We start from the raw sequence: 12,494 nt of genomic DNA, 5'->3' as shown, positions 1-12,494 counted from the left end.
GGGTGGGAGCACGGGCCGCTGCCCGGACGGCCGCCCGGGCCGCCACTCCACGGTGTGACGCGGCCTCAGCCGAGCCGCCACACCGTGGTGGTCTTGACCGCGGTGTCCTCCAGGTCCGCGACCACCGGCACCTGGTACGCCGCCACCGCCGTGAACCGCTCCCGGGGCAGGTAGGCCCGGCCCGGGTCGCCGACGATGACGGTCGCGCCGCGCGCCGCGGCCCGTTCCAGGAAGGGCAGGAAGCGGGCGGCCATGGCTCGTTCGTAGAAGACGTCGCCCGCGAGCACCACCTCGGCCGGGCCTCCGTCGCCGTCCACCAGGTCCACCAGGGCGCCCGCCACCCGCACCCCGTTGGCCTCGGCGTTCAGCCCGATCGCGGCCACCGCGTAGGCGTCGATCTCGGCGGCGCGCACGTCCGTCGCCCCGCGCAGCGCGGCCGCCACCCCGACCAGTCCGGAGCCGGCCGCGATATCCAACACCCTTCGGCCGGCGACCAGTTCGGGGTGGTCCAGGACGTAGCGGGCGACCGCCACGCCGCCCGCCCAGGCGAAGGCCCAGAACGGCGGCGGCAACCCGGCCCGCCCGCGCGCCCGTTCGGTGGTCTCCCACAGGGCGATGGCGTCCTCGGCCATGTGCAGGCTGATCTCGGGCAGGAAGGGGACGGGCTTCAGCTCGGTCTCCCGCCGGATGAGGGCGAGGTCTTCGGCGGGCTGAAGGGTGCGCAACTCGCTCGGCATGCCCCGCAGCATAGAGCCCGCGCGGGGTGCGCACGCACCGGTGGCGGGGTGCGCACGCACCGGTGGCGGGCCGCGCGCACCCGTGGCCGGGGGCCGGGTGGACGCGCCCCCGAGGCAACGTCTACATTGCTGTAGACGTTGGAGGCGTACGGCAGGACCCCCCGGACGAGCCGTACGCCTCCGACGCCACCCCGCCACCGACGCCATCCCGTCACGCCGTCACGCCAGCACCCCATCACCACCGCGAGGCTCCCCCCATCGCCCGCCACCCGCACTCACCCCCGCTCGTCCACCACCCGCTTGATCTTCCCGACCGAGCGCTCCAGCGTGTACGGGTCCACCACCTCGGCCGCGACCGTGATCCCGACCCCGTCCTTCACCGCCGCGACGATCGCCGCCCGCGCCGCCTCCCGCTGCTCCCCCGAGGCCCCCGGCCGGGCCTCGACCCGGACGGTCATCCGGTCCAGCCGCCCCTGCCGGCCCAGCCGCAGCTGGAAGTGCGGCGCGACGCCCGGGGTGCGCAGCAGGATCTCCTCGATCTGGGTCGGGAAGACGTTCACCCCGCGCAGGATGATCATGTCGTCGCTGCGCCCGGTGACCTTCTCCATCCGCCGGAAGGCCGGCCGCGCGGTGCCGGGCAGCAGCCGGCTGAGGTCGCGGGTGCGGTAGCGGATGACCGGCAGCGCCTCCTTGGTGAGCGAGGTGAAGACCAGTTCGCCGCACTCCCCCTCGGGCAGCACCTCGTCGGCCCCCAGCCGATCGGACAGCGGATCGACGACCTCCGGGTAGAAGTGGTCCTCCCAGATGTGCAGCCCGTCCTTGGTCTCCACGCACTCCTGGGCGATGCCCGGGCCGACCACCTCGGAGAGGCCGTAGATGTCGACGGCGTGCAGGTCGAGGCGCTCCTCGATCTCGCGCCGCATCTCCTCCGTCCACGGCTCGGCCCCGAAGATGCCCACCCGCAGCGAGGTGCTCCGAGGGTCGACGCCCTGCTTCTCGAACTCGTCCAGCAGGGTCAGCAGGTAGGACGGGGTGACCATGATGATCTCGGGCTCGAAGTCCAGGATCAGCCGCACCTGGCGGGCCGTCATGCCGCCGGAGGCCGGGATGACGGTGCAGCCGGCCCGCTCGGCGCCGTAGTGGGCGCCGAGGCCGCCGGTGAACAGTCCGTAGCCGTAGGCGATGTGCACCTTGTGGCCGGGCCTGCCGCCGGCCGCGCGGATCGAGCGGGCGACCACGTCGGCCCACATGGAGAGGTCGTCGTCGGTGTAGCCGACCACGGTCGGCTGCCCGGTGGTGCCGCTGGAGGCGTGGATCCGGCGGACCCGCTCCATCGGGACGGCGAACATGCCGAAGGGGTAGCCCTCGCGCAGGTCGGCCTTGGTGGTGAAGGGGAAGCGGGCGAGGTCGGCGAGGGTGCGGCAGTCCTCGGGGCGGACTCCGGCCGCGTCGAACTTGCGGCGGTAGAGCTCGACGTTGTCGTACGCGTGCCGCAGGGTGGACCGCAGCCGGGTGAGCTGGTGGGCGCGCAGTTCGTCCAGGCCCATCCGCTCGCCGGCGTCCAGCAGCTCCGGGGGGATCGGCTCCCCGAGGTGTCGGCGCGGGACGGGTGCGCTGCCGGTCATCGTCGCTCCTTCGCTGCTCCGCCCGCTTCCGGGCCACCGACCGATCGTTCGGTCAGGAATGTTTCGATCCATTGATCCAGCACCCGAACCACCTGTCAAGGGATCGTGCGGACCTTCCGGAATGTGAAGTTCCGACCGCTTCACGACGGCTTCACCTCCACAGCTTGGCTATCCGATATGAAAATCATTACGGAAGTTTGACTTCCCGGCGGCCTCCTCCGCCCCGACCACGTGATTCAGTAGTGCGGTTTCCTCCCCGCACCCCGGAGTGATCACCGTGCCCACGACTCCCGCCCTGGTCAGCGCGCTGCGCGAACTCGGCGAACGACCCGCCGTCGTCGCCGACGGGCGCGCGATCAGCGGCATCGGCCTGCTGCTCGGCGTCTCCCCGCCCGGCGGCCTGCCCCGGGCCCTCGCCCAGCGCGTCGCCGCGCACGCCGCGCTACCGCCCTCCGCCGCCCGGGCCGCCGAGCAACGGCTGCGCTACTGGGCCGGCGTCCTCGGACCGGCGCCGATCCGGCACACCGTGCTCCACCCCGTCTCCGACCTCGCCGTCGACCTCGCCCTCGCCACCCTGCTGGCCGGCGGCACCGTCCACTGCGGCGACCCCGAGCAACCGCCCGAGCAACAGCTCGCCACCGTCGCCGCCAGCCGGGCCACCCACCTCAGCCTGCCCTCCGCCCTGCTCTGGCGGCTCAGCCGGCAGCCCGGCCTCGACGTCCACGACCTGCGCACGCTGCGCCTGGTCCTGCACGTCGGCCCCGAGCCCCGGCAGGAGGACGTGTACGCCGCCGTCGACGCGCTCGGCGCCGTCCTCGCCCACGTCCGCGCCCCGGACAGCAACGCCGAGGCCGCCGACCGCCGGCTGCGCGCCGACGCCGAGAGCGCCTCCGCCGCCGCCTGGAAGCACAGCATCGGCGTCACCGCCCCCCAGGTCGGCGAGTTCGGCGCCCACCTCGACCGGGCCGTGCTCCTCGCCCTGCTGCACACCCTCCAGCAGGCCGACGTGCTCACCGACCCGACCCGCGGCTACCCCGAGGCCGAGGTGCTGGCCACCGCCCTGGTCACCCCCGCCCAGCGGCCCCGGGTCTCCCGCTGGCTGGACGCGCTCGCCCGGCACGGCCTGATCACCCGCCAGGACGGCGGGGCCCAGGGCCCGGTCTTCCGCGGCGGCCCCGGGCCGGGCGCCGCCGAGGCGCGGGACGCCTGGCGCCCGGCCGTCGAAACCTGGGCCGACGGGCTCGGCCCGGCCGCCGCCCTGGACCGGGTCCGCCGCGGCGCGCAGCGGCTGCCCCGGCTGATCACCGGCGAGGAGGCCCCCCGCCCGGCCGCCGCCCCGGTCCGCTGGGCCGCCTCGCGCGGCTTCCTCGGCGCCGCCCTCGGCGCACTGGTGCGCGGCACCGCCGACGCCCACCCGGCACCGGTGCCGCTGCGCGTCCTCGAACTCGACCCCGAGGGCGGCGATTCCGTCGTCGCCCGCGCCCTGGCCACCCGGCCCCGCCAGCACGCCGAACACCACCTCGTCCCCGACGGCGGCCGCTACGACCTCGTCGTCGCCACCGCCACCGGGCGGACGGAAGAAGAGGTCCCGGAGCTGGTCCGCCTCGTCGCCCCCGGCGGACGGCTGCTGCTGTCCGCGCCCACCACCGAACACCTCGACCTGCTGATCACCGGCGACAGCTCCCACGGACCCACCGCCCACCCGGCCGAGCACTGGCGGGCGGCGCTCGCCACCGCCGGCTGCCCGACGGTGCTGACGCTGCCCGAGGACGGCCACCCGATGGGGCTGCTGGGGCAACGGCTGTTCGCCGCGCGGGTGGGCTGACGTCCAGCCGCGCGGGTGGGCTGACGCCCCCACGAGCGGGCCGTCCGACGGACCGGAGACCTCCACTTCCCGCCCGCGGAAGCGGACCCGGCCCCTCCCCTGCCGCCCACCGTGTCCGAGTGGTGAAATGCGGATCACGTGCCGCCACCCGATCCGTACCATTTCGATACCGAAGCCGTGATGAGCTGCGAGGATCCTCGCCGCCCGGGCCGCTCCCCGGGTAGGCTCCGGCTTGTCCTCCGGCCCTCGCGCAGGCGGCCCCCGCCGCCCTGCCGCGTTCTCCGGGGGCGTTCCCCCCGCGGGCCATTCGGTGGGCACCGCGCACTCGACACCGCGCGCCAGGGCAGTCGCGCGAACGGCGAAGGGCATCGCATTGTCGGATCGGCTCACCGGAGGAGACTCCTCGCTGCTGCGGCGGATCAACGCGGCGGTCACGCTCCGGGCGCTGCGGAACGGCCACTCCGTGACCCTCACTCAGCTCGTCGGCGAGACCGGGCTCTCCCGCCCGACCGTCGAGGGAGTGATCGAGGGTCTGGTCGAGACCGGACTGGTCGCCGAGGTCGAGCAGCCGAGGGAGGAGGGCCAGCCGGGCACCGGCCGCCGCGGCCGCCCGGCCCGCTGGTTCCGCTTCCGCGCCGAGGCCGGGCACATCCTCGGCATCGAGATCGGCGTGCACGACATCCGGGTCATCCTGGCCGACCTCACCGGCGAGGTGGTGGGCAGTCACTTCAAGCCGGTGGACGAGACCCTGGAGGCCGAGGACCGGCTCACCGCCGTCCGCACCACCGTCGCCGAGGTGCTGCGCAAGGCCGGCATCTCCCGCGACAACCTGTGGGCGGTCGGCATCGGCACCCCCGGCATCGTGGACCGCGAGGGCACCATCCGGCTCGGCACCGCGATGCCCGGCTGGACCGGCCTCGACCTCGGCGCCCGGCTGCGGCGCTCCTTCCGCTGCCCGGTGCTGATCGAGAACGACGCCAACCTGGCCGCCATCGCCGAGCACTGGCAGGGGGCGGCGGTCGGCGCCGACGACGTCGTGTTCGTGATGGCCGGCCTCAGCCCGGGCGCCGGCTCCCTCATCGGCGGCAAGCTGCACCGCGGTTTCGGCGGCGCGGCCGGCGAGATCGGCGCGCTGCACCTGCTCGGCCAGGAGGTCACCCCCGAGCGCCTGCTGTCCACCACCGGCAAGCCGCTCAACCCCCTGGACGAGGCAGCCGTGGCCCGGGTGCTGCGGCTGGCCCGGGAGGGCGACGAGTTCGCCCGCATCGCCATGGACCGCTTCCTCACCCGCCTCGTCCAGGGCGTCGCCGCGCTCGTCCTGGCCATCGACCCGCAGCTGGTGGTGATCGGCGGCTGGGCGGCCGGCCTCGACGGCGTCCTGGACCCGCTGCGCGAGCGCCTCGGCCAGCTCACCCTGCGCGCGCCGGAGGTCGCCCTCGCGGCGCTGGGATCGGAGGTGGTGGCGATGGGCGCCCTGCGGGTGGCCCTCGACCACGTCGAGGAGCAGCTCTTCGCGGTGGACCCGCCGCGGGCCTGACGCGGGCCCGGCGCTCGGGAGGGACTGCGGCGGCCGCGGCCGCTGCCCCTCTTTCCCCCTCCTCCCCCGTCACTCAACGGCACTGGCCCGGACGTCAGTTGACGCCCGGGCCAGTGCCTGAGGGTTTCCGGCAAATGGTTCAGGAGGCGGTGCGGACCTCAGCCGTCGCACCGACCGGGGTGACCTCGACCAGTCCGGTCGAGCCGAAGGTCAGCTTGCAGGTGTCCGCCCGGTAGGTGGAGACCGCCAGGGCGACCAGCCGGCCGGCCGCGGCGTACTGGGTGGTCATGACCAGGACGGGCGCGCCGGGCGGGCGCTCCAGCAGCGCGGCCTGCTCGGCCTCGGCGACACCCAGCTCGACCGAGCGGGACTCGCCGTCCACCTCCAGCCGCTCCAGCTGACGCAGCACCGACCGGGCGCGGTCGCTCTCGGCGCGGAAGCCCGGCAGGTGCGGCAGGGTGGCGGCCGGGACGTGCAGCGACTCGGTGGCCACGGCGCGGCCCTCCACCAGGCGGACCCGGCGCACGGTGTGCACGGTGGCGCCCTCGGCGATTCCCAGGCTCTTCGCCAGCTGCTCGGAGGCGGGGGCGGTGGCGCAGTCGACCGTCCGCCAGGCGTGGTTGCGCGCGGCGCCGGGCCAGCCCTCCTCCTGCCGGTTGACCGGGACACCGACCCGCGGGGCGGCGATCAGCGTGCCGATCCCCCGCCGGCGCACCAGGCGGCCCTCCAGCTCCAGCTGGTCGAGCGCCTGCCGCAGCGTCGCCCGCGCCACGCCGAAGCGGGCCGAGAGCTCACGCTCGTTGGGCAGCACCTGACCGGTGGAGAACTCCGAGTCGATGGCGCGCAGCAGCACCGTGCGCAGGTGCCAGTACTTCGGCTCCGGTACCGCCGAGAGCTGTCCTGTCGTCCCCACCGTGTCCTCCACCGCTGTTGTCGGCCCTGCGACAAGGAGGGCGGATCCCGGATCCACGGTCCGCTGTTTGCGGCAGGTGGAGAGCGGGCCTTTATCCGTCCTTCTTTATTAAAGGTCCTTGCAGTAAGTGACCCTAGGTGCTCCGTCCGGAGATGGTCAAGACCAATGGCACGGCTCGACGGGACCGGCGCGGATTTTCATGCCGCGTTCACGACACTCCTGTCAGTCGCTGCCACCATCCGGCCCGGACGGCCCTCCTCCGCGCGTCACGATTCGGGTCGGGTACGGCCAGTCGGTAGGCTGCCCGGGTGATCGTGGTGACGAGTGTGAACGTGAACGGAATCCGGGCGGCGGCCAAGAAGGGCTTCGTCGAATGGCTGGCCGGCACCGAGGCGGACGTGATCTGCCTCCAGGAGGTGCGCTCCGAACCCGAGCAGCTGCCCATCGAACTGCGCGACCTGGACGGCTGGCACGCGGTCTGGGCCCCCGCCGCCACCAAGGGCCGGGCCGGCGTCGCCGTGCTCTCCCGCGAGGAGCCGCAGCGCACCGTGATCGGCTTCGGGTCGAAGGAATTCGACAATTCGGGCAGGTACGTGGAAATCGACCTTCCGGGGCTGACCATCGCCAGCCTCTACCTCCCCTCCGGCGAGGTGGGCACCGAGCGCCAGGACGAGAAGGAACGCTTCATGGCGGAATTCCTCGTCCACCTCACCGCCCTGCGCACCCGCGCCGAAGCCGACGGCCGCGAGGTCGTGGTCTGCGGCGACTGGAACATCGCCCACCGCCCCGAGGACCTCAAGAACTGGAAGGCCAACCAGAAGTCCGCCGGCTTCCTCCCCGAAGAACGCGCCTGGCTCTCCCGGGTCTACGACGAGGCCGGCTACGTCGACGTCGTCCGCGCCCTCCACCCCGACCGCACCGGCCCCTACTCCTGGTGGTCCTACCGCGGCCGCGCCTTCGACAACGACTCCGGCTGGCGCATCGACCTCCAGGTCGCCACCCCCGGCCTCGCCGCCAAGGCCGTCGAGGCCCACGTCGAGCGCGCCGAGACCCACGCCGAGCGGTGGAGCGACCACGCGCCCGTCACCGCCGTGTTCAACCTCGGCGACAACTGACCCACAGGTAGCCACAGTTGAACAGATCCCAAAGGCGGCCTCAGCCTGCGGCGGCTCCCGACCCAGCCCCACTCGCGCCGGCGGACGAGGCTTGCGGTCTCCCCCGGACGGTTTGACAAGTCGATTCACTACAGCACCTCCCGGACGTACCACTGCCCGTCGGGGTGGTCGGCGCTGAGCCGGTGCGAGACGCGCAGAGCGAGCGCCGTCCTTCCGATGCCGGGCGGGCCGACCAGTGGTACGCCTGCGGACGGGCGGGGCGCGAGGGCGTCGAGGACTTTCGCCAGACGGTCCTCGCGGCCAACGAAGTGGCTTTCCTCCGACGGGAGTTGAAACCGGACCACCCAGGGCGCGCCCTGGCTGAGGGGCTTCGGCCCGGCAGAACCGAGGGCCAGACGCGGTCCGCCCGCGTCACGCTCGCCCGCCGGCCCGGCCGGGGTGCCGCTCGACTCCCCCGTTTCGGTGAGCAACTTCCGCTGTAGGCCCTGGAGTTCAGGCCCGGACACGGCCCGGGTGTCCTGCGGCGGCTGCGCAGCCCGGAGTCTGTGAATGATGTCGTCCGAGGTGACCACCTGCCCCGCCCGGAGCGGCAACGATGCCAGAAGCACACGCTGTTTGGGCGAGGAGATGGTCAGTTCTCCGCCCGCCGCCCAGACGGACAGCGGCCCGAGAATCCTGAAGTCGCACGTCGAAGCCATTTCCCCGTTCAAGCGCACACCTGCCTGGTCGGCTCGGTGTCAGTGCGATCCTCCGTGCACGCGACAGATTAGAACGCACTGGCCCGCGAAACCGCCACAGTATGATCTACGTCACCCAGGGCACCCCGGGAGCCTCCCGGCTCGGGACGGCTCCACCGCCCCGCACCGCGACGCCGACGTCACACGAGCGCATCCGGTCCTCCGGCGCGTGGATGGTGGAGAGCACCATCAGCTCGTCCACCTCCAGTGCCTCGGTCATCGAGGTGAGCGCCTTGTACACGTGGTCGGGATCGCCCACGACACACCTCGGCCATTCGGCCACCTCGCCCGCGAGTGGCTCCACCTGGCCGCACAACCCGCCGAGGGCCTGCTCCGGGGACGGCAGCGGCAGCAGCAGCCCGCGCCCCATGCGCAGGCGGAACAGTCGCTGACTGGCGAAGACGCGCTGCGCTTCCTCCTCGGTGGACCCGCAGTACACGCCGACGCCCACCTGCACCCGCGGCAGGGATCCGGCCCGGTCGTCGAACGCGCCGCGGTACGCCTCGACGACCGTGCGCGTGAGCTGCGGCCGACCGAAGTGGGCGATGCTGATGGTCAGTCCGAGCCGGCCGGCGAGTTCGGCGCTCTGCGGACTCGCGACCAGCAGCCACACCTCGGGGGCACCGGCGGTAGGCATGAGTTCGATGCGCCCGTACAGATGCCCTTCCGGGAAACCTCCGAGGAGAAAGGCGAGCAGTTCCGCCAGTTTGCCGGAGAAGTTGTCACCGTCCCCCTCCACCGGGACTCCGGGGGCGAGGGCGTGCGCCTCGATGCTGCCCGCACCCGCGCCGCGACCGATGCCCAGGTCGATCAGAGCGGTGGCCGCGGTGGATCCCTCCGGTATGACGGACTGGTCCAGTACGGACAGCTTCACGATGATCTCCTCCAAGGTCTCGGCCGAGTGAAGGGGATGGGTGATCAGGGAAGGACGGTCCCGGCGGCCGCGTGTCGGAAGCGAGCCACGAGCGACGCCCAGCGGTCGTCGAACGACGCGAGGTCGAGAAGTCCCGCCAGTTCCTCGCGGCAGCCGGCCTCGGCCCGTTCACCACGCTCGGCGCCGGCCTGCGTCAGCGTGCAGTACACGCCGCGACGGTCATGCTCACAGGAGACCCGGACCGTGAGACCCTTGCTCTCCAGCCGGGTGACGAGCCGGCTCATGGACGACTGGTCGAGTCCGACCGCGTTCGACAGCTCCTGAACCCGGGTGCCGCGCTCGTGGCCGTGCCGCAGCTCGATCAACACCGCGAGCTCGGGCAACGAGATCTGGTACTCGCTCGCGAGCATCCGTTCCAGGGACTGGTTGAGCTGACCGACCATCAGCGTCAACCGTCGCCACAGGTCGAACTCTCCGGTGCTCCCGGCGCGCTCATCGGCCGACATGCCGCCTCCCTCTCCTTACTCCTCTTCCACTATAGGGCCATCTCCATGCACGATCCATGTTCACACATGCTTTATTTCGCTCCTCCTCTCCAGATTGTCTCGAACATCCACCTTCAGACAAGGGATTCGCGAAATCGGTCACGCCAAAGTAGATGCAGGCACCTGCATTCTCTGCGTACAGTGGTGGCATCGAGTGAGCGAGGCGCCGTTCCGCGCCCGCGAGACCGCCCCATCGACATCCAGGTGGTAGGCATGACACCCGCGACTCCCGAGTCCTCCACGGCGGCCGAGCCGACCGCACAGCCCTCGAAGACGGCTTCAGCGGCGCCCGAGACCTCCGGCCCGGCGGACGACAAGCTCGACCCGGCCTTCATGCGGATGGCCGCCGTCCTGCTGCTGGCCCTGCTGATGGCCCTGCTGGACGAGACGATCGTCAACGTCGGCCTCACCACACTCAGCGGCACGTTCGACTCGCCGCTGGAGAACGTCCAGTGGGTCACCGGCGGCTACCTGCTCGCCGTCGCCGCCGCCACCCCCTTCGCCGGCTGGGCGGTCGACCGGTTCGGCGGCCGCAACATGTGGCTCACCGCCGTCCTACTGTTCGTGCTCGGCTCGACACTCTCCGGCGCCGCCTGGTCACTACCGACGCTGATCGTGTTCCGAGTGCTCCAGGGCATCGGTGGCGGCATGATCGTGCCGGTCGTCCAGAGCGTCCTCGCGACGACCGCCGGCCCCTCGCGGGTCGCCAAGGCCATGGCCCTGATCTCGCTGCCGCTCACCCTCGGGCCGATCCTCGGCCCGGTCCTCGGCGGCGTCCTGGTCGACACGGTCAGCTGGCGCTGGATGTTCCTGATCAACATCCCGATCGGTGTGGTCGCCCTGCTGCTCGCCCTGCGGACGCTGCCCGCCAGCACGCACGGCGGCCAGTCCGACGATCGCCTGGACGTGCTCGGCCTGGTCCTGCTCTCCCCCGGCTTCGCCGCCCTGGTCTACGGCCTCACCACCGCGGCGCGCGACAGCGACGTCGCGTCCCCGCAGGTCATCGTCTCCTTCGTGCTCGGCGCCCTGCTGCTCGTCGGGTACGTGGTGCACGCACTGCACACCGCCGTCGTTCCCCTGATCGACCTGCGGATGTTCAAGCTGCGCGGCTTCACGATGGCCGTCGTCACGATGTTCTTCGTCGGCGCCGTCGCCAACGGCCTGCTGTTCCTCACCCCCCTCTACTACCAGCAGTCCCGCGACTTCGGCGCCCTGCACGCCGGACTCCTGCTGATCCCCTCCGGCGTGCTCGGCGCGGCCGGCGCGATCACGTCCGGCAAGACCGCGAACAAGGTCACCGCGCGGCTCACCTCCGCCGTCGGCATGCTGCTCACCGCGCTCGGGGCGCTCGCCTTCTCCGGGGTCGGTGCCGACACCAACACAGCGTGGCTGTCCGTCGCGATCGGCCTGACCGGCTACGGCATCGGCCTCACCGCCCCCGGCACGATGGCGTTCATGTACCAGGCCGTCGGCCCGGAGCGCGCCACCCGGGCCACCAGCGCCCTGTTCATCGTCAACCAGATCGGTGGCGCCCTCGGCATCGCGGTCATCGCCATCACCCTCCAGTCCCGGCTCAGCGACGCGGAGGGCCACCCGGCCGGAGCGTACGGCGGCACCTACGCCGCGGTCATCGCCTTCGGCGTGGTCGCCGCCCTCGCCGCGCTCGCCCTGCCCGGGTCCTTCCGGGCGAAGGCCCCGGCCCAGCCCGAGGGGGGCACCAACCCCTCCCCCGAGTCCGCCGCCGTCTGACCACTCCCGCCAGGCCCGCCCTCACCCCCGGGGGCGGGCCGACGGGGTCGTGTGCCCGCCCCCGGCGGACGTGCGACGTCAAACTTCCGACGGTCGGACGGGTTTTGAGGCCGAGGACGAGCCGGCGGCGGTGTTCCTGGTCGGCCTGGGCCCAGGTGTCGGAGAAGGTCTGGCCGGTCTCCGCCGAGACCCAGGCGGAGGGGCGTTGTGGAAGGTCGGCGAGGCGGCGGCGTTCGTCGACCAGGACTTCGAGGGCCTCGGAGTACTCGTTGTCGCCGCCGTGACCGGCGCCGAAGCCGTCATGCTACTCACAGGAGGTCCCCTACCATCCAGGCCGGCGGGCACCATCGAACAGACTGTTCTCGAACAGGTGGACTCTTTTGGAAAAGGCTTCCATCCGCTGGCACATCGACCTCCAGGTCGCCACCCCCGGCCTCGCCGCCAAGGCCGTCGAGGCCTACGTCGAGCGCGCCGCCACCCACGCCGAGCGGTGGAGCGACCACGCACCGGTCACGGCAGCGTTCGATCTGAACAACTAGCCAACAGCAACGGATAGTTCGACAGAATCAGAAGGCGGTCCCGACGCGCAGCATCCCACACGTCGGGGCTGCCTCTCGGCAGCAAGTACGCCAGCGGCGAAGGAAGTCGCGCGGCACTCCAGGAGTGGACTTTTCAACAAAACAACGTCCCTCCAGGCGTGACCACCGCCCGCAACCCCTTGCCCCCCGGCCAAGAGCTTCAACTAGTGCCGCATCAGGCAACGTTCGCCCTGGTGACGACCTCGCGTAGTCGTTCGTCGGCGGCGTGCTTGTTTCGCCAGATGATGTAGCGGCGGAT

At 72.4% G+C, this 12,494-nt stretch carries 10 protein-coding genes and 2 pseudogenes; 5 read left to right on the top strand and 7 right to left on the bottom strand.

Annotated elements, in window-relative coordinates; all coding sequences use genetic code 11:
- Positions 1-65: 65 nt before the first annotated feature.
- Positions 66-737 (bottom strand): class I SAM-dependent methyltransferase, encoded by a 672-nt coding sequence (locus tag ACFRMQ_RS28340; protein WP_380733501.1) that lies wholly within the window; start codon positions 735-737, stop codon positions 66-68.
- A gap of 275 nt (positions 738-1,012) precedes the next feature.
- Positions 1,013-2,362 (bottom strand): phenylacetate--CoA ligase PaaK, encoded by a 1,350-nt coding sequence (paaK, locus tag ACFRMQ_RS28335; RefSeq protein ID WP_380733500.1) that lies wholly within the window; start codon positions 2,360-2,362, stop codon positions 1,013-1,015.
- Positions 2,363-2,639: 277 nt separating this feature from the next.
- Here paaK and ACFRMQ_RS28330 point away from each other — a divergent pair, with 277 nt between their 5' ends.
- Both ACFRMQ_RS28330 and ACFRMQ_RS28325 read left to right on the top strand, forming a co-directional pair.
- On the top strand, positions 2,640-4,187 hold the full coding sequence (locus ACFRMQ_RS28330) for a hypothetical protein (RefSeq protein ID WP_380733499.1): 1,548 nt from the start codon (positions 2,640-2,642) through the stop codon (positions 4,185-4,187).
- Positions 4,188-4,560: 373 nt separating this feature from the next.
- Positions 4,561-5,724 (top strand): ROK family protein, encoded by a 1,164-nt coding sequence (locus ACFRMQ_RS28325; RefSeq protein ID WP_380733498.1) that lies wholly within the window; start codon positions 4,561-4,563, stop codon positions 5,722-5,724.
- A 139-nt stretch (positions 5,725-5,863) separates the two neighbouring features.
- Here the strand turns inward: ACFRMQ_RS28325 and ACFRMQ_RS28320 are convergent, their stop codons facing one another.
- A complete protein-coding gene (locus ACFRMQ_RS28320; RefSeq protein ID WP_380733497.1) occupies positions 5,864-6,637 on the bottom strand; it encodes a GntR family transcriptional regulator in 774 nt (257 codons plus the stop codon).
- Positions 6,638-6,954: 317 nt separating this feature from the next.
- On the opposite strand from ACFRMQ_RS28320, the gene ACFRMQ_RS28315 reads away from it, so the two are divergent.
- Positions 6,955-7,752 carry an exodeoxyribonuclease III gene (locus ACFRMQ_RS28315; RefSeq protein ID WP_380733502.1) on the top strand — a complete coding sequence of 266 codons (798 nt, stop codon included), beginning with the start codon at positions 6,955-6,957 and terminating at the stop codon, positions 7,750-7,752.
- Positions 7,753-7,880: 128 nt separating this feature from the next.
- On the opposite strand, the gene ACFRMQ_RS28310 is transcribed toward ACFRMQ_RS28315, so the two are convergent.
- The 3 genes from ACFRMQ_RS28310 to ACFRMQ_RS28300 form a co-directional block, all read right to left on the bottom strand.
- Positions 7,881-8,462, bottom strand: a complete 582-nt coding sequence (locus ACFRMQ_RS28310; protein WP_380733496.1) for a hypothetical protein — start codon at positions 8,460-8,462, stop codon at positions 7,881-7,883.
- A gap of 94 nt (positions 8,463-8,556) precedes the next feature.
- The gene (locus ACFRMQ_RS28305; protein WP_380733495.1) at positions 8,557-9,363 is read right to left on the bottom strand and encodes an LLM class flavin-dependent oxidoreductase; all 807 of its coding nucleotides are present in this window, start codon (positions 9,361-9,363) and stop codon (positions 8,557-8,559) included.
- A gap of 44 nt (positions 9,364-9,407) precedes the next feature.
- Entirely contained in the window at positions 9,408-9,869 is a 462-nt protein-coding gene (locus ACFRMQ_RS28300; protein ID WP_380733494.1) for a MarR family winged helix-turn-helix transcriptional regulator, read from the bottom strand.
- A 252-nt stretch (positions 9,870-10,121) separates the two neighbouring features.
- Between ACFRMQ_RS28300 and ACFRMQ_RS28295 the strand changes: the two genes are divergently transcribed.
- Together ACFRMQ_RS28295 and ACFRMQ_RS28290 are read left to right on the top strand one after the other, a co-directional pair.
- On the top strand, positions 10,122-11,657 hold the full coding sequence (locus tag ACFRMQ_RS28295) for an MDR family MFS transporter (RefSeq protein WP_380733493.1): 1,536 nt from the start codon (positions 10,122-10,124) through the stop codon (positions 11,655-11,657).
- Between the two features lie 401 nt (positions 11,658-12,058).
- Positions 12,059-12,196: pseudogene (locus tag ACFRMQ_RS28290) on the top strand (exodeoxyribonuclease III); the annotation flags it as partial.
- Between the two features lie 214 nt (positions 12,197-12,410).
- Here the strand turns inward: ACFRMQ_RS28290 and ACFRMQ_RS28285 are convergent.
- A pseudogene (locus ACFRMQ_RS28285) lies at positions 12,411-12,494 on the bottom strand (transposase); the annotation flags it as partial.

It is taken from the genome of Kitasatospora sp. NPDC056783 (assembly GCF_042789895.1).
Taxonomy (GTDB): Bacteria; Actinomycetota; Actinomycetes; order Streptomycetales; family Streptomycetaceae; genus Kitasatospora.
This window is presented reverse-complemented; position numbering and strand designations above follow the sequence as displayed.